16 protein-coding genes are annotated in these 17,478 nt (G+C 60.0%); 3 read left to right on the top strand and 13 right to left on the bottom strand.

What is annotated here, in order from left to right:
- The first annotated feature begins 195 nt into the window (after positions 1-195).
- Together AC2CQI_RS07200 and AC2CQI_RS07195 are read left to right on the top strand one after the other, a co-directional pair.
- The gene (locus AC2CQI_RS07200) at positions 196-1,296 is read left to right on the top strand and encodes an HNH endonuclease (RefSeq protein ID WP_484579701.1); all 1,101 of its coding nucleotides are present in this window, start codon (positions 196-198) and stop codon (positions 1,294-1,296) included.
- 124 nt (positions 1,297-1,420) lie between these two features.
- Positions 1,421-2,635: an RES family NAD+ phosphorylase gene (locus AC2CQI_RS07195; RefSeq protein ID WP_484579700.1), complete on the top strand. Its 1,215-nt coding sequence runs from the start codon at positions 1,421-1,423 to the stop codon at positions 2,633-2,635.
- A 347-nt stretch (positions 2,636-2,982) separates the two neighbouring features.
- Here the strand turns inward: AC2CQI_RS07195 and AC2CQI_RS07190 are convergent, their stop codons facing one another.
- The 4 genes from AC2CQI_RS07190 to AC2CQI_RS07175 all read right to left on the bottom strand — a co-directional run bounded on the left by AC2CQI_RS07190 (position 2,983) and on the right by AC2CQI_RS07175 (position 7,905).
- Entirely contained in the window at positions 2,983-3,909 is a 927-nt protein-coding gene (locus tag AC2CQI_RS07190) for a LysR family transcriptional regulator (RefSeq protein ID WP_484579699.1), read from the bottom strand.
- 180 nt (positions 3,910-4,089) lie between these two features.
- Entirely contained in the window at positions 4,090-5,445 is a 1,356-nt protein-coding gene (locus AC2CQI_RS07185; RefSeq protein ID WP_484579698.1) for an FAD-dependent oxidoreductase, read from the bottom strand.
- Between the two features lie 13 nt (positions 5,446-5,458).
- Complete coding sequence (locus AC2CQI_RS07180; protein ID WP_484579697.1) at positions 5,459-6,514, bottom strand: Rieske 2Fe-2S domain-containing protein; 1,056 nt, start codon at positions 6,512-6,514, stop codon at positions 5,459-5,461.
- Positions 6,515-6,663: 149 nt separating this feature from the next.
- The gene (locus AC2CQI_RS07175; RefSeq protein WP_484579696.1) at positions 6,664-7,905 is read right to left on the bottom strand and encodes an NADH:flavin oxidoreductase/NADH oxidase family protein; all 1,242 of its coding nucleotides are present in this window, start codon (positions 7,903-7,905) and stop codon (positions 6,664-6,666) included.
- Positions 7,906-7,987: 82 nt separating this feature from the next.
- Between AC2CQI_RS07175 and AC2CQI_RS07170 the strand changes: the two genes are divergently transcribed.
- Positions 7,988-8,431, top strand: coding sequence for a MerR family transcriptional regulator (locus AC2CQI_RS07170; RefSeq protein ID WP_484579695.1), 444 nt, complete (start codon positions 7,988-7,990; stop codon positions 8,429-8,431).
- A gap of 80 nt (positions 8,432-8,511) precedes the next feature.
- Here AC2CQI_RS07170 and AC2CQI_RS07165 read toward each other — a convergent pair whose 3' ends face one another.
- From AC2CQI_RS07165 to AC2CQI_RS07125, 9 genes are all read right to left on the bottom strand, one after another.
- Positions 8,512-8,934: an ASCH domain-containing protein gene (locus AC2CQI_RS07165; protein ID WP_484579694.1), complete on the bottom strand. Its 423-nt coding sequence runs from the start codon at positions 8,932-8,934 to the stop codon at positions 8,512-8,514.
- Positions 8,927-9,316 (bottom strand): hypothetical protein, encoded by a 390-nt coding sequence (locus tag AC2CQI_RS07160; protein WP_484579693.1) that lies wholly within the window; start codon positions 9,314-9,316, stop codon positions 8,927-8,929. Before AC2CQI_RS07160 ends, AC2CQI_RS07165 begins: the two co-directional genes overlap by 8 nt.
- A gap of 292 nt (positions 9,317-9,608) precedes the next feature.
- Entirely contained in the window at positions 9,609-11,030 is a 1,422-nt protein-coding gene (locus tag AC2CQI_RS07155) for a GNAT family N-acetyltransferase (RefSeq protein WP_484579692.1), read from the bottom strand.
- Positions 11,031-11,280: 250 nt separating this feature from the next.
- Positions 11,281-11,682 (bottom strand): GFA family protein, encoded by a 402-nt coding sequence (locus tag AC2CQI_RS07150; protein WP_484579691.1) that lies wholly within the window; start codon positions 11,680-11,682, stop codon positions 11,281-11,283.
- A gap of 185 nt (positions 11,683-11,867) precedes the next feature.
- Positions 11,868-12,917, bottom strand: a complete 1,050-nt coding sequence (locus tag AC2CQI_RS07145; protein ID WP_484579690.1) for an NAD(P)-dependent alcohol dehydrogenase — start codon at positions 12,915-12,917, stop codon at positions 11,868-11,870.
- Between the two features lie 87 nt (positions 12,918-13,004).
- Positions 13,005-13,484, bottom strand: a complete 480-nt coding sequence (locus AC2CQI_RS07140; protein WP_484579689.1) for a VOC family protein — start codon at positions 13,482-13,484, stop codon at positions 13,005-13,007.
- A 142-nt stretch (positions 13,485-13,626) separates the two neighbouring features.
- Positions 13,627-14,940 carry an amidohydrolase gene (locus AC2CQI_RS07135; protein WP_484579688.1) on the bottom strand — a complete coding sequence of 438 codons (1,314 nt, stop codon included), beginning with the start codon at positions 14,938-14,940 and terminating at the stop codon, positions 13,627-13,629.
- Between the two features lie 9 nt (positions 14,941-14,949).
- Complete coding sequence (locus AC2CQI_RS07130) at positions 14,950-16,134, bottom strand: acyl-CoA dehydrogenase family protein (RefSeq protein ID WP_484579687.1); 1,185 nt, start codon at positions 16,132-16,134, stop codon at positions 14,950-14,952.
- A 21-nt stretch (positions 16,135-16,155) separates the two neighbouring features.
- Entirely contained in the window at positions 16,156-17,472 is a 1,317-nt protein-coding gene (locus AC2CQI_RS07125) for an MFS transporter (protein WP_484579686.1), read from the bottom strand.
- Positions 17,473-17,478: the final 6 nt, after the last annotated feature.

Here is a 17,478-nt window from a genome sequence, read left to right as displayed (position 1 = left end):
GGTGGGAGGGAAAGGCTTTTTGGTTCTAAGCTAATTATGCGAGTTATGTATTTATTGGCTTTTCAAAATCAGGAATAGGTATTTATTGCGTGACGCCACGGTCCCTCCTATGGCTGGTGTCTTTTTGCTATCATTTGCCCACAAATCAAATCCAGCGCTCCCTGCGAGCGGGTTGTACTAAGGATCCCGAGTCCCATGGCGTTATTCCTGCAGAAACCGGTGTTCTGGAACACCAACCACTACATCGCCCCGTCCGGTGGTTTCGCCACCAGTGGCTACGCCAGGGAAAACGGCTACGGCCACGAAGAGTGGAACAACTCGCCGCGCCTGCTCCTGCGCCAGGGCAATCAGCGTTACCGGGTCTTCCACACCGACGGCGCCGGTAACTCGCCGCTGGTGGAAAATGCCGGCCAGATCTTCGTCTTCATGACCGCCGCGCACAACGGCATCCTGCAATTGGTGGGCATCGCCGGTAATGCCGTCGGCCTGTTCGACGAGCGCCTGTTGCCGCAGCGCCAGCAGATCGTCGAGAAACTTGCCCTGCTGGATCTCTGGGAAGAAGCTTGGTCGGTGACCAAGGTGCGGCGCATCCACGAGGATGACCGTCATCACTTCATCAGGAACTGGAAACAGAACCTGCACCGCATTCCGAGCTGGATCTGCCCTGAAGAATATTTCTGGTGGTTCGACGAGCCGGTGACCCTGGATCCTCGCACCGTGACGGGGGCGGAGATACTCGCCTCCGCCGGCACCAGCGAACTGGACCTGGCCCTGGTCGGGCGGATCATGGATGCCGTTCCCCAAGCGCAGCGTGGCGAGCGCTGGGCACGCTTGATCGATGCCATCCACTGCGCGCCGACCGAGCCGGTGGTGGCTTCGGATCGGGATGCGTTGCTGGAGGGCAGCGAGCCGGTGACCGAGCAACTGACCAACCTTCAAGCCCGCCGTGGTCGCGGCAAGTTCCGCCAGGACCTGCTGGAAATCTGGGGCGGGGCCTGTGCGGTGACCGGGCTGGCCTGCAGCGAGGTGCTGCGGGCGTCGCATATCAAGCCGTGGGCGGTGGCGACGGCGGCGGAGCGGCTGGATCCGAACAATGGGGTGTTGTTGTCGGCGAATCTGGATGTGCTGTTCTACCGCGGGTTGATTTCGTTCGATGAACAGGGGCAGATGCTGGTGTCGCACTGGTTGAGCGAGTCCCATCGGGTGGCGTTGGGGTTGCCGCAAGCTTTGCGTCGCGTGCCAATTGAAATGGTCACGTATTTGAAATTCCACCGAGAGAATGTGTTTCAGTATTAGGCTCGGTGCGAAAAATTCTTGCCTGATCCTTATTAGGTGCTGAAGCGCAAGGTTAAGGTGAGTGTATGTTTTCGGCCATTTGCTAGTTTCTGGCTGTATGGTTTTTCTGAATCTAGGAGGGTATATGTCCCGGTGGAGTTCTCATGTTTCTTATGAGGTAGATCTTGAGTTGGAAAGGAGGGCGGCAGGGTGGGTGTGTAAAGAGTGTATTGGTGACTGGGTTATAAAGTGTGTGCATCATTCGCTGATGGAAAAGAAAAATTGCGAAGCTTGCGGTGTTGAGGTTGATCGTGCTCGCAGTGTAGAGAGTATCGCATCGCGAATTGCTGCGGTACTGCCTAGTTTTTTTGAAGTCGACTACTCAGATTCGGCTTTTACGTTAGCTGATGTCGTAGGTGAGTCCATAGGTTGTAATGGGGCGGAGGCCAACCAGTTAATTGCTCTTAGCTTGAGTCAGGAGTATGGGGGTAATGGTTTCTATAGGGAGGGAGCGACCTATGTCCGGAAAGCTGGAGGAGCAGAGGATGATCCGAAAATAAACTTGCGTACACAAGATGAATGGGCGGGCCACGCAAGAGCATTAGTGCATGAGAGGCGATATTTTAATCAAGGGGCAAAGAGTTTTTTTGAAAGGTTAGTTAGTGAAGCCCTTCAGGCAAGGAAAATTGGGGCTTCTGACCCGGTTGTGGTTAGGCGGGTGCCAGCAGGGAAAATATTCTTTCGCGGCCGTATTGCAAATAAAACGGCTTTGGAGGAAATACTGAAAAATCCCGAGAAAAAATTGTCGGCGCCGCCGAAAGAGCTTGCCGCTAATAGTCGAATGAGTGCGGCTGGTGTGCCATTTCTCTATGCTGCTGAGGAGCTGGCGACCAGCATCGCTGAAATTCGCCCGTCTATTGGCGATACAGTTGTGGTGGGAGAGTTCTCTTCATTGAGAGAGCTGACCTTCTTCGATTTTACCTGTTTGAATGACAATCTCGAATATCCAGCTGTAAGTATGTTTGATAATTTTGCAGGTGATGTTGAGGGCGTCAGGTGGATGTTGCGTAACCTCCATATTGAGTTAGGTAGGCCTGTGCGGGCTAATGATACGGACTATGTCGTGACTCAGGCGCTAGCGGAGTGCATTAAGTTTCATGAAGCTGTAAAATTCGACGGCATCGTTTTTAGCTCTGTTCAGCATAACGGGGGAGTGAACTACGTTATTTTTAGTGAAGGGGGAGATGTGGCGGATAACTTGAATGAAGAGTTGTCATTCGCTGTTGAGCTTGTCGAGGGGCGGGTTACCGTTCATCGTGTGGGTGGTGTCAAATATGAGTTTTTCAATGTCCCAGGCTAATGCATCGAAAAGAGTGTTGGGCGGGCTTAGCTAGACTCGACCAACATCGTGGACCTTCGACGAACAGAGGGTCGGTCGAAACCTTCTTGAAAGTGTTCTCCAGATGAGGCTTGAGTCCAAAGACGTGTCATATCGGCCTAACGCTGGCTGGAGACGTCAGACGCGAATTCGGGTTATGCAGGGCCTTTTCTCTGTCGGGAGCGACGAAACGGCTCGATGTGCTTTCCGTCGCTCAGCCAAAATAGGGCAGCAGTTCGGCCGATTTTCACATCGTTGCTCCCAGAGCATCTCTGGTGCTCAAAAGCCGGAACTAAAATATGAGTGTTATTTGAGAAACACTATGAGGTTTAAAACGACGCAATTTCTTTCACCGCATCCAGCACCACCCCCCGCAACCACCGCGAAGCCTGCGACCGATGCTTCCTCGCATGCCACAGCTGGTAATACCGCAGCGCCGGCACCTCCACTGGAAACGGCTCGATCCTTAGCGGCAGCAACTCGCTGTAGTGCCGTGCAAACGACCGCGTGGTGGTAAACACCAGATCCGATTTCACCAGCACATAGGGCGCGATGCAGAAATACGGCAGCGTGGTGGTTACCCGTCGCGCCAGCCCGTTGCCCGCCAGCTCATCGCCAATGGTCCCGTGCCCCGAGGCGTTGTGGGTCATGACTGCCAGATGATCCGCTGCGGCATAGGCTTCCACCGTGAGTTCGCCCGGGCGGATCGGATGCTCTTCACGCAACAGACACACCAGGTCGTCATCGCACAGCGGTTGCAGGTGCAGGTGATCCGCCGGGGTGCGCCAGTTGCCGATTACCAGGTCCAGGTAGCCATCCTCCAGCCCCTTGGCATAGCCGCCTTCCGCCTGCAGGTGGGTGAGTTCGAGAGTGGCGTGGGACGCCTGGGCGTTGAAGCGTTCGACGATGGCCGGGACGAAGAACACGCTGAGGTAGTCCGGGGTGCTGATGCGGAACGTCTGGCGGGTAGTCGCGGGGTCGAAGCGGTCGCTGGGGTGGAGGATCTGCTCGATGCTGGCCAGGGCGCGGGCGGCGGGTTCGATCAGGGTCTGGCCGTGGGTGGTGAGGACCATGCCGCGACCGCTACGCACCAGCAGCTGGTCGCCGGTGAGCTGGCGCAGGCGGCGCAGGGCGACGCTGATGGCCGGCTGGGTCTGGCCCAGCAGGTCGGCAGTGCGCGAGACGCTGCACTCGGTGAGGAGGGTGTGCAGGGTGCGGATCAACTGGGCGTCGCAGTTGGGGAGGGTGGTGGGCACTGGGGACTCTGGGCTGTCATGGAGTCTGTGGTGAGACTGATGGCCTCATCGCTGGCAAGCCAGCTCCCACAAGGTCCGCGTGCACCGCAAAACCCTGTGGGAGCTGGCTTGCCAGCGATGAGGCCGTCAGCGGCAACAATCTATATCGCTATATAAACATCTATATAGCGTCACGCCAACCTACCGCCAATCCGGCAGCCCCTTCAACAGCTCGGCTTTCTCCTGCGTCGCTGCCCCCATCAACACGAACCCGAGCATCCGGCTCTGCGCGTCATGGTAGAGCGAGCGCACATTGGCGATCCCTTTGTCGCAACGCTCCGCCAACCGCGTCGACCACAATCCGCCGGTATCCATCGGCGAAGCCACCACCGTCGGCAATACGCTGGTCTTGATCGTCACCGGCATCGCCGGGTAGGCAACCGCTGTCGGCTCGCCGGCCAGTGTGCAAGCCAGCGCCCGGGCCTGGAGCATGATCGGCATCACGTAGGGCAGCACCAGGTCGTGCACCTGGGCGCAGTCGCCAAGGGCATATACATTCGGTGCGCTGGTACGCAGGCAGGTGTCGGTGACGATCCCGGCGCCCACCTCCAGCCCGGCCGCCCGGGCCAGGCCCATCCTGGGTTCGAGCCCGATGGCGCAAAGTACATAATCCACTTCGATCCCGCGTCCATCCGCCAGTTGCAGCTCGTAAGCCGCACCACGTCGCCATACCCCCAGCGGTCCATTGCCCAGTTCCAGACGCACGCCGATAGACTCCAGCGCATTGGCCATTTCCTCCCCGGCCTCCGCAGGCAGCAGCCGGCTCAAGGGCCAGCCCGCCCGGTCCACCAGGCAAACCGGGTGCCCGGCATGGCGCAGGTCATTGGCGAACTCGCAACCGATCAGGCCGGCACCAAGGATGGCGATGCGGCTGTCCGCGCCGGTCTCGCTGCGAAACCGCCGATAGTCCTGCAAATCGTTGACCGTGACGATCGCCTGCGCGCCATCACCCTCCAGCACTGCACGCCGGGCATCCGCGCCAAGGGCCAGGACCAGCTTGCCGTAACGCTGCGGCTGGCCGTCGATGTACACCAATTGCGCCTCGGTATCGATGCGCTGCACTTCGACCCCGGTCCGCACCTGCGCTTGCAACTGCGCGGCCATCTGCCCGGCACTGGAAGTAACCAACTGCTCCGGCAAGCGCCCGGTCTGGAAGGCGTTGGACAGCGCCGGCTTGGAGTAGAGCTCACCGCCATCGCGGGTCACGATCAGGATCGGAGTCTCGCTGTCGAGCTTGCGCAGCTCACGGGCCAGTGTGTACCCGGCCAGCCCGGAGCCGACGATCACCACCGGATCGACTGGCGCCTTCACGGCTGCAGCCACCGCCTCCAACGGCAGCCGGACCATCTCGAAATCCGCCTTGCCCACCCCGCATTCCGGGCAGTACCAGTCCTCCGGCACATCCTCCCAGCGGGTGCCGGCGGCAATGCCGTCCTCCGGCCGGCCCAGGGCCTCGTCATAGAAAAATCCGCAGACCAGACATTCCCACTTGTACATGTTCATTCCTCTCTCAGCTGGTAAAGGCTCGACCCAGGCCCAACGCGCTCAGGGCGCGGCGGTAGGCGGTGGAGGAGCGGTCGGCGGGGATGTGGATTTCCAGGGACAGGTCCAGCGGCAGCTCCTCGGGGCGGCATTGCTCGACGATATCCCGGTCCTCCTCGAACACCTGCTGGTTGAAGGCGTAGACGTCAGCCAGGGGCATGTCCTTGTCGAAGTTGCGGGTGATGGAACAGAACATCCGGGTCTTGCGCGCCGAGATGGGGCTGGCGGCATTGAGAATCACCAGGCGCTGGCCCGGCTCGGGGAAGTCCACGGTCAGGCGCGCGGTGAAGGGCGCGAACACGTCGAAGGTGCGGGTCCACAGATAGCCTTGCGGCGCTCGGTGCTGCAGGGATTTGGGGAAATTGCTGACGTCGCTGACGTACTCGGCATGCACGCCATAGGGGGTGACCTCGGCCTTGTAGGTCGGCACCACCGGGTTGTCGCGCTCGGCGAAGGCTTCGTGGTGGATCCAGGCGAAGTGCGCGACATCGATGAAACCTTCGACCTGGCGCCCGGCCGACGCGGCGATATCGATGGACGGCGGCAGGATGCGCTGGAAGTCCGGGTCATGCCAGGACGGCATCTGTGCCAGCGGCGCTTCGTCACCGGCCATCAGCACCCAGATCAGCCCGAATTCCTCGCGGGCCTTGTACATCTGGATGCGGTGGCGCTCGGTGAGCCTGGCGTTGGGTTCGGAAGGAATCCGCGTGCAGCGGCCATCGCTGCCGAAATGCAGGCCGTGGTACGGGCAGATGATATTGCCGTCGCGCACCCAGCCCTTGCTCAGCGGCGCACCGCGGTGGCTGCAGATGTCACGGGCGGCATTGAGGGTGTCGCCGGTGCGGTAGAGCACCACCGGCTCGTCGAGCAGGATCACCGCATGGGGCTGGTCGGTGACGTCGGCCGAGAAGGCCACGGGATGCCAGTGGCGGGTGAGGATCTCGCGGTCCTCGGCGCTGAAGGTGCTGGTTTTGGTGATGGGGTTCCAGGTGATGTCCCGGCACGCAATGGCGGCGCTGTTCATATTCTTCTTCTCCTCGATAGGGGCTGACACGGGAGCAACGCCACCACCGTTCGCTTGCCTCGAGCCGGTGGTGCGTTGCCAGGCCCATGCTAGGGCGTCAGGCGCGTGGCACCCATGGTGCGAAGAACATGTCTGGCATGTGCCTTGGCTTATGTCATGGCGTTATCCCGTGCGTTGATCCAGCGCCGATAGCGACGGGCCCGCAGGGCGGTGGAGAGCTGTTGCAGCACCAGCGCCCAGGCCGGGGCGACCTGCGGTCGGGGCTCGCGGCCCTGGCTCAACCGGCGCAACTGGAACTTCACCGCCGCCATGTTCGCCACCGACGCCAGTACCTTGTTCTTCCAGGTGATCGGGCGCAGGGCCGGGGCGCTGTCCTGGCCCTGTTGCCATTGGCGGGGCAGGTCCGGCGCGATGGCCAGGGCCGTGCCGATCCCGGCCATGGCCACGCCGGAGGCGATCACCTGTTCCGCCACCGGGCGGCGACGGATGCCGCCGGTGACCATCAGCGGCATCTTCGCCACGTTTTGCAGCGCCTTGGCGAACTCGATGAAGTAGGCCTCCCGGGCCAGGGTCCGGCCGTCGCGGGCGTCGCCCTGCATGGCTGGCGCCTCGTAGCTGCCGCCGGACAGCTCCACCAGGTCCACGGGCAGGTCATTCAGGCGCAGGACCACCTCACGGGCGTCCTCGGCACTGAAGCCGCCGCGCTGGAAGTCCGCGGAGTTGAGTTTGACTGCCACGGTGAAGTCTCTCGACACCACGGCGCGCACCGCCTTCACCACTTCGATAAGCAGGCGGGCGCGGTTGTCCAGCGAGCCGCCCCATTGGTCGTTGCGCTGGTTGCTCAGGGGCGAAAGAAACTGGCTGAGCAGATAGCCGTGGGCGGCATGGATCTGCACGCCGTTGAAACCGGCCTGCTCGGCAAGGCGCGCGCTGTTGGCGAAGCGCCAGATCACCTCGGCGATCTTCGCTTCGTCCATGGCTTGCGGTTCGGTGAAGTGGCGGGACATGTTGCCCAGGGCCAAGGGCACGGCGGAGGGCGCCCAGGTCGGCTGGCCGAGATTGGCCGGCATCTGCCGCCCGGGATGGTTGAGCTGCAGCCAGAACTGCGCGCCCTGTGCCTGGCCGGTCCGGGCCCAGTGGCGGAAGCGGTCGAGCTGGCGGTCGTCTTCCAGCACTACGCCGCCGGGCCCGGTCATGGCGCGGCCATCGATCATCACATTGCCGCTGATCAGCAGTCCGGCACCGCCTTCGGCCCAGGCCTGGTACAGGCGCAGCAGTTCGGCGGACGGGGCGTGATCGGCGTCGGCCATGTTTTCTTCCATGGCGGCCTTGGCCAGGCGGTTGGGAATCACGGCGCCGTTGGGCAGGGTCAGGGGCGTGAACAGGTTCATGAAGGGACACCTCGGTTGGTCGTGGCAGCACCTTAGGTTTAAAGTGAACTTTAAGGTCAAGCACTTTGCTGTGAGGTGGTGGATGAAAATCGGTGAACTGGCGAAGCGCAGTGGGTTGTCGGCCTCGCGTATCCGTTTCTATGAGGCCAGCGGGCTGCTGAACGCCGTGGAGCGTACCGGCAATGGCTATCGCAGTTATGGCGCGGATGCGCTGTGGATCCTGGAACTGATCACCGGCGCACAGAGCGCCGGGTTCTCCCTGGAGGAGATCCGCAGCCTGCTGCCGATGTCCAGCGGCGGCTGGCAGCATGATGAACTGCTGGCGGGGCTGAAGCGCAAGGTCGCGGAGATCGAGGTGCTTCAGGAGCGCCTGGCGCGGAACAAGGCGCAGTTGCTGGTGGCGATCGAGGGGATCGAAAGCCGGCCGGAGGGGCGGGATTGCGTGGAGAATGCGCAGGCGGTGCTGGAGCGGTTGCGAGTACAGTCGCCCAAAGCTGATATGGGCGACTCCAATTCTGGCTGGTGAATACGAGTAAGAAATCTGAGTTGCCCAGCTTCTTGCTGATTAGGAAACTGCGGGGGGGGGGCGCAATTTCTATCGATTTACTATTGTTTGTATAGTGCTGAATATAAGGCTCGCTCTGGGTTGAGGCGTAAAAAAAACTGAGGGGGTTGGAAGTTTTTTTCATATGATCTCATGGTCTCAAGACACAAGTCTTGGTCGAGGGCCTCGATATTTTTTAGCCCTATAGCGGTAACACGCTCACGTGCAATGGTATAGTCATCGAATTCTTTTTTTGAAATGCATATGCAGTGGCCGTATTTTTCCCACATTTTCTTTGGTGGCAATGACTCAATGAAGTCGATATCGGCAGAGACTTTTATCTCTCCGACAGGTAGGGTGCTGTAAATCCATAGCTTGGAACCAATCGGGAGGTTGACGTTTCGCACGCGAAGTTCAACGGTCTTTTTTCCAAGCAATATATTTGTAACGTGTTTTGGCTTTATAGAGATGATTGCGTCAGCCATTGAAAGCTTCTCCAATAAGTTTTTTCAAGCTCTGGAATGGTATCTTTTCAGGAGAAACCAAATTGGCATTGCTGACGAGTCCAAGCTGCTTGGCTCTGGTGAAGGAAATGCGCCTGTCAAACTCTAAAAAGTTGTCAAATGTGAAAACGTGAACATTTCCTGTTTGGTCTGTTATGTTTATTAGCTCCTCTCGGGATAAAACTCCTTGTCTATCTAGTTTTACTATGGCCTCATCAATGTTGATGATGTTTGAATAAGTTATTCTTGCAAAGCCTATGATTTCTTGGATGCTTTTTGTGCCGGATACGTAGAATGCAATAACTTGGCCCTTTTTGAAGATGGCGGTGTTCTTGGTTGAGCGAAAGTATGCTTTCTCAAGCAAGAATGATTTTTCATTGCTTGCTAGTAGAGAAAGCTGGTTTTTGGTGTTGCCTATTAAGCTGTTGGCGAAGACCTCACGAATCGGGACTAATATGCAGCTTCTGTCGTTGTTTAAGATGAAGCGAGGGCCGATTACAGTTTCGAAGTCAAACCAAGATATGGTTTCAGTTCTGCTAGAACAGTCCGTAAGACATACTCCGGTGTTTTGAAGCTCTTTCTTTGTTGGGATTTTTTCTGGTGCTGTAAAACCGCATAGTTGTTTCAGGTCTTTGGCGAAGCGCGGCCAGGTTTTACTATCGAGAAATAAGTTGCTGATAATTTTTACGTAGTGATTGGTCGATTTGAAAAAAACCTCGTTTGAGTAGCGTTTCCTCAGTGAGGTACTGGCCGTTGCCTACATAAAAGTCCAAGCGATGCAAGAAACCGCTTTTGTGACGTAGAGTCATCTCCAAGAAATGGTCTATAGCAGCAATGGACTGAGGACAGCTTTCGTCTAAGTAAAGAGTGGCAATGGCACGCTGAGTAGCTTTGGATGGCTTTTCAAAAAAGAAGACGCCGAATAATTTTCCATCCAGTCTGGACTCATAAACGCTGATGGCGCTTTTTATAGGAGAATTTAGTAATAGCGCTTCAGTTACTGGGCTGGGAGATGAGAAGGCGCCTATGAAATTTCGGATTTCGTCTGTTATGGGGGATGATGTAAAAGCGAAGTCAGAGTTTAGAGGTGTCGCTGCCGAAGCAGAATCATCCTCAGTAATGAGTTCGTCAGGGGATAAAATCGAGACGCCATAACGATCTCTTATTTCATTGCATGCGCGTAGCAGTGCCTTTTCACGAGTAATAAAACCTCTTATTCCTGCTAGGATGCAATAGCTTAGATGTGCAAGGTCGGAATTGTCGTTTTGTGCTGATTTTCTAAAGTTATTTCGATCTGGGAAAATAATGCTTTTTAGTTTTGCGGAGATTTCGACTATGTCGAAGTCTGTTTTTAGCTCGGGGAAAGCTCCAGCTAGCCTTAGGATAGGGTCATCGTCAACTTTTAAGGATCGTCTTTCTAGCTCTTTCTTGAATTCGGGAGTTATGCAAATCGAAAAGCCACCTTGGAAACCAATTTGCATGATTTTAATGACTTTTTGGTATCCAGGCCTTGCTTGAAATATGTCGAATAGCAGATTAAGGTCCATGGCGTAAATCGGGCGCTCTAACACAGGTCCAATAGGTTGAACTTTTGTTTTTTCTCTGTGTAGGTCGCCGAATAAGTCATTTTCCTCTAAGCTGCAGCCTCTAAGATTGATTGTCCTTTTGGTAGTGTCTCCGCCTTTAACTTGCCGGTGTACCAAAAATCCAGATTTTTCCCAAAAGGCATTTGCAGGCAGGTCGGAGGCTACCTTTGCTACGATAGAATGGTAGTTTTTGCTCTGAGCGAAATTTTTTAGTTCTTCGATAAGTATGCTTCCCAGTCCATGTCCCCGAACCGATTGACAGGCATAAACTTGAAAGATTTTGAGGGTAGGCATAACTCCCCCGAACATCAGATAGCCCTTTAGCTCGTTTCTTGTATTTAGAGCAACCCAGAGTTGGCCTTTTGATGCCATCTGTTCATAGGCGGATGCAGAAAGAAAACCAAATGATTTTTTGTTTTTATCTGCAATTGCAGCCACTTGTGCTACATAGGAAATTGTTTCGTCGGGTTTTTTGAGAATTGCATATTCCATTGCGATTTCAACCGATTCTGATTTATTTGTTAGCAGAGTGAGGCGTCGATTTTGCCACATATGGCTGAAAATTCATCGCGTTTTTGTAGTATTTGATGTCTGTGAACGTGGACGGCCTACCTTGGCTCACCGCAACTCGTGTTGCCTGCTTTGACAGCCTCATCGATTGAGGAAACGGAGCTCTCAAGGCGTTTCTGCGTCAGGTGGTGGCTCGCGTGCAGAGTATTAGGATCTGAGCACGAGAAGTTACTTACGAAGGCTTACCTTCACTCTGACTCTTGTCCGCCCGATTTCGGTCGAAACGCTTGATCCCGGGAAATACAGGCAACCAGGATTCCCGGCGGATCACCCAAAGCTCATAGGTCGGCTTGAACTGGTCCGGCGCATCCAGAGCGCCGAGGTTCAGCTCGACTTCATCGCCGCTGCGGGAGAACACCGGGGAGCCGCATTTCGGGCAGAAGTGGCGGTTCTGGTAGCTGCCGGTCTGGCCGGTGACCTTGACGGCGGTGTCGGGGTAGATCGCCGAGGCATTGAGCAGCGAGCCGTGGTGCTTGCGGCAGTCGAGGCAGTGGCAGAGGCCGACGCGGTAGGGCTCGCCGCTGGCCTGGAAGCGGACCTGGCCGCAGAGGCAGCCGCCTGTGATGGGGGGCATGACCAGCACCTTTGTTGTGAGGGTAATGGTGTTGGGACTCTTCCAGGTTTGTGTTGTTCAGTCGGGCCTCATCGCTGGCAAGCCAGCTCCCACAGGATTTTGTGTTGACCACAGGACTCATGATCGACGCGGACACTGTGGGAGCTGGCTTGCCAGCGATGAGGCCCGAAAGAACACGGCAGAGGTCAGCCCGCCAGCGTACCGTTATCGATCACGAACCGATACTTCACATCCCCCTTCAACATCCGCTCGTAGCTCTCGTTGATCTGCTCCGCGCGGATCAGCTCGATATCCGAGACGATCCCGTGCTCGGCGCAGAAATCCAGCATTTCCTGGGTCTCCGGAATCCCGCCGATCATCGAGCCGGCGATAGAGCGGCGCTTGAAGATCAGGTTGAACACGTTCGGCGACGGGTGGTTGCTCGCCGGGGCACCGACCAGGGTCAGGGTGCCGTCGCGCTTGAGCAGGACCAGGAAGGCATCCAGGTCATGGGGCGCGGCCACGGTATTGAGGATCAGGTCGAAGGATTTGGCATGCGCCGCCATCTCCGCCGGATTGCGCGAGACCACCACTTCATCCGCGCCCAGCTCCAATGCCGCCTCGCGCTTGGATTCCGAGGTGGTGAAGGCCACCACATGGGCGCCCATGGCATGGGCCAGCTTGATGCCCATATGCCCGAGGCCACCGATGCCGACCACGCCGACCTTCTTGCCCGGCCCGGCACCCCAGGTGCGCAGCGGCGAGTAGGTGGTGATCCCGGCACACAGCAGCGGGGCGACTGCGGCCAGTTGCGCTTCAGGGTGGCGAATGCGCAGGACATAGCGCTCATGCACGACGATCTGCTCGGAGTACCCACCCAGGGTCCAGCCCGGTGCGTCCGGGGTCGGGAAGTTGTAGGTGCCGATCATACCGTCGCAGTAGTTCTCCAGGCCTTCGTCGCAGTCGGCGCAGTGCTTGCAGCTGTCGACGATACAGCCGACGCCCACCAGGTCGCCGACCTTGAAGCCGCTGACATGGCCGCCAACACTGGCGACCCGGCCGACGATCTCGTGGCCCGGCACGCAGGGGTACTGGGTGCCATCCCATTCCGAGCGCACCTGGTGCAGGTCGGAGTGGCAGATGCCGCAGTAGGCGATTTCGATGCGCACATCGTGGGCGCCGACGTCGCGGCGGGTGATGGTCAGCGGCTCCAGTGGCTGGTGGCCGGCGTGGGCGCCATAGGCGATGACTTGCATGCGCTGCTCCTTGGTAGGGATAGGTGACCGTTGCATCTTCCGCGTCGCACGGGGCCGGCCGGTAACCCGATTCGACCGGGTTCTTGCCTAATCCTTCAGCGCCGCCTCGATCCCGGCGATATCGATCTTGCCCATCTGCATCATGGCTTCGAACGCACGCCTGGCCTTGGCCGGGTCGGGGTGGGTGATGGCTTCGGTGAGCACCCGCGGGGTGATCTGCCAGGAGATGCCCCATTTGTCCTTGCACCAGCCGCAGACATTGGCTTCGCCGCCGTTGTCGACGATGGCGTTCCAGTAGCGGTCGGTCTCGGCCTGGTCGTCGGTGGCGACCTGGAAAGAGAAGGCTTCGCTGTGCTTGAACATCGGGCCGCCGTTGAGGCCCAGGCAGGGCAGGCCCATGACGGTGAACTGCACGGTGATGATGTCGCCCTGCTTGCCGGAGGGGTAGTCGCCGGGGGCGGGGTGGGCGGCGATCACCTGGCTGTCGGGGAAGGTCGCGGCGTAGAAGGTGGCGGCGTCGAGGGCGTCGCCGTTGAACCACAGGCAGAGGGTGTTTTTCGGGGTCATGACGGCAGCTCCGGGGTGGGGTGGCTGGTTGAGTCTAGACCCTGAGGGCCTCATCGCTGGCAAGCCAGCTCCCACAGGTATCGCGTGCACCGCTGGACCTGTGGGAGCTGGCTTGCCAGCGATAGGGCCCTCAAGAACACTATCAGTGCTCCTGCATATAACTCAGGGTCATCCGGCTCAAAGCCCGGATCCCGACCTCCAGCGCCCCGTCATCCACCTGGAACCCCGGCGAATGGGTCGGCCACACCGGCGTGTCCGCCAGTTCCTTCGGCGTCACCCCCAGGCGCATGAAGATCCCGGGAATCTGCCGCGCATACTCGGCGAAGTCATCCGCACCATAGGTCCCGCTGTCCACCTTCACCGGCACCGTCGATACCTGCTCCAGCACAGGCAACAAACGGTCCACCAACGCCGTGTCGTTATACCCGGCGCGATAGTTGCCCGGCAGGTACGCCACTTCGGCACTGGCCCCGGACGCCTCGGCGATCTTCTCTGCCGTGCGGCGCATCCGTTCCAGCACATCCTCGCGCTGCTCGTCGCTGACCGTCCTGATCGAGCCTTCCAGGCGCACTTCGGCGGGGATGATGTTGTGCCGGTCGCCGGCCTCGATCCGCCCCACGGAAATCACCGGAGCCGGCAATACGCTGAGGTTGGACTGGCGGCTGGGAATGGTCTGCCAGGCGAGGATCGTCTGCGCCGCCACCGGCACCGGATCGATCCCGGTCCAGGGAAATGCGGCATGGGTCTGCCGGCCCTTGATCCGGGCGACGAAGGTGTCCGCCGCCGCCGTGGTGCGGGTGCGACTCAGGGTGAAGCCACCGGAGGTCCCGGCAGTGACGTGAATCCCGAAGATCACCGCCGGTGCCGGGTTCTGCAGCACGCCTTCCTCGATCATCAGCTTCGCCCCGCCCGACTCGCCCAGGGGCGGGCCTTCCTCGGCCGGCTGGAAGATCAGCTTCAACGTCCCCGGCAACTCGTCGCGCCGCGCCGCCAGCACTTCGGCCACACCCAGGGCCATGGCCATGTGCGCGTCATGCCCGCAAGCATGCATCACTCCGACTTCCTTGCCACGGGTACGGAAATCACCCCCTTCGTCCTTGGTACGGACGCTGGAGGCATAGGGCAGGCCGGTCTGTTCGGTCAGCGGCAGGGCGTCCAGTTCGGCACGGATCGCCACCACCGGCCCCGGCTTGCCGCCGCGCAGGATGCCGACCACGCCGGTATGGGCGACCCCGGTCTGCATCTCCAGCCCCAGCTCGCGCAGGCGCCGGGCAATACGCTCGGCGGTCTGCACTTCGCGATTGCCCAGTTCCGGGTGCTGGTGGATCTGGTGGCGGATCTCGATTACCCCGGGCAAGGCCCTGGCGATCCGTGCATCCAGATCAGCCCAGTCCTCGGCGGCAACGCTCCCGGACACCAACAAGAGTGCAATCCCCGCAAGACGAAACGGCAGCATCCCGGCTCCTCAGTAGGTAAAGGCGATCGGCGGATAGTTGCCGTTCACCAGGTAGTCGCCGATGGCCTTGTACTTGTAGGCCACGGCATCGTGGGTGGTGTGGGTACGGGCGTTGCGCCAGTGGCGGTCGAAGTTGTAGCGCGACTGGGTGGTGGCCGCGCCGCCGACTTCGTAGAGCCGCTCGCAGACATGCAGGGCGGCGCGGGTCGAGGCGATCTTGGCTTCGGCCACGGCGATGGAGGAGCGGGCGAGCAGGGCGTCCAGTTCCTCACCTTCCAGCAAGCCCTGCAACTGGGTACGGGCAGCGAGATCGACGGTGAATGCGGCTTTCTCCACCAGCGCCTCGGCACCATGGATCGCAGCGGCAAGATCCCCTACGGTATGCAGGATGTACGGATCGTTGCGCGCCTGATCGACACCGCTTTCCCGCACCGGCCGCGCCCCGGTTCGCGACCACTCCACGGCATCGTCAAGCGCCGCCAGGCCGATGCCGATATCGATGGCGCAGTGGATCAGCTGGGCGCTGGCACCGATGTAGTTGCGGCGCTGGTACCACTGGGCGAGGGGAATGACCTGCTCGGGCAGCACTGGCACGTCCTTGAGCAGGGTGGTGCCGCTGGCGGTGATGCGCTGGCCCATGCCGTCCCAGTCGTCCAGCAGGGTGATGCCGGGGGTCTCGGCCGGGAGCATGACGTACACCGCGTTGCCGGCCTCGTCCACCGCCTGGATCTTCAGCAGGTCGGCGAACAGGCAGCCGGTGCTGTAGAACTTGCTGCCGTTGAGCACCAGGCGATCACCATCGCGCTCCAGGCGGGTATGGATCTCGCCGCGAAACTTGCCGCTGCGCTCGGCAATCGCACCCGAGGACAGTTGCCGTTCGGCAAAGGCGCCGAGGTATCGGCGCTGCTGGTCGTCACTGGCGATCAGGCGCAGGTGCTCCACCGTGGCGAAGTGCGGAAACAGCGCCTGGGCCACGCTCGGGTCGGCCTTGGCCAGGGTGATGAAGATCCGCGCGACGTCGAGCTGGCTGACATCGCCGCCACCCAGTTCGACAGGGACGCGGGCGGCACCGAGGCCCGACTCGCGGATCAGGTCAAGCTGCTCATGGGGCAGGATGCGCCGGGCATCGCGTTCGGCGGCGCCAGGTTGGATGTGGGTGGCCAGTTCATTGGCCAGTGCCAGGTAATCGGTCATGGGCATGTCTCGAAAAAGGGATCAGGGTGCATCGCGCAAGGCCTGGCGCGGAACGCCGAGCAAGAGGATCAGGGTGCCGCAGGTGACGAGCCCCGCGACGATGTACAGCGCCAGGCTGATATCGCCCGTGTTGGTCTTGATGCTGCCGATCATGATCGGCGTCAGCAGGCTGCTGACCTGCCCGCAGCAGTTGACCAGGGCCAGGCCGGCGGCCCGGGCGCGGTCGGAGAGGTAATAGGTGGGGATGGTCCAGAAAACCGCCGTGGCCACCAGGTAGCCGCTGGTCATCAGGGTCAGCAGGGCGATGGCCGACCAGGGGCCGGCGATCAGGTTGGGCAGCAGGGTCATGGCCAGCGCCGCGGTCAGCCCGCCCAGGGCGAAGTGCCAACGGCGTTCCTGGTGCAGGTCGGAATGCCGGCAGGCCCAGAGCATCACGCCGACCCCGACCACATAGGGCAGGGCCGAGAACAGTCCGAGCTGGCCGAGGTTGCTCACCCCTGAATCGCGGATGATCGACGGCGCCCAGATATTGGTGACGTTGCCGGTGCACATGATGGTCAGGCAGTAGGCCAGGGTGATGAACCAGACCTTGCGGTCCTTCAGCGCCTCGACGAAGCGCTGGTGACCGCCCGGCTTGCGCTTGGCCTTCTCGTCCGCCAGGGCCTGCTCGATGGCCAGCTTCTCGGCGTCGCTCAGCCATGTCGCCTTGGCCGGCTTGTCGTCCAGCCAGTACCAGGCGAACAGCCCGGCCAGCACCGGCGGGATCCCGGTGAGCACGAACAGCCATTGCCAGCCGCTGAACCCGCCGACGCCGCCGAAGTGCCCCATGATCCAGGTCGACAACGGCCCGCCGACGATGCCGCAGACGGCGATGGCCATGATGAAGCGCGAGGTGATGCGCGCCCGGTAGGCCGCCGGGAACCAGTAGGTCAGGTACAGGATCACCCCCGGGAAGAACCCGGCCTCGGCCGCCCCCAGCAGCACCCGCAGCACATAGAACTGCGCCGGGGTCTGGGCGAAGGCGGTGGCGATGGTGACCAGGCCCCAGAGGATCATGATCCGGGTCATGGTCTTCTTCGCCCCGAACTTCTCCAGCAGCAGGTTGCTGGGGATCTCGAACAGCAGGTAGCCGATGGAGAACACCCCGACGATGATGCCGAAGGTGGCGTCGCTGATGTTCAGGTCGGCCTTGAACTGCAGGTGGGCGAAGCTGATGTTGACCCGGTCCAGCCAGTTGAGCACGAAGCACAAAAACAGGAACGGCATGATGCGCCAGGCCAGCTTGCGGTACAGGCGCTGGTCGAAGACGACGACGGAGGCGGCGGACAGGCTGCTCATGGTGGG

The sequence above is a fragment of the Pseudomonas sp. P2S-1 genome (assembly GCF_057197725.1).
The sequence above is the reverse complement of the archived record's forward strand: the minus strand, read 5'-3'. Positions and strand labels throughout refer to the sequence as shown.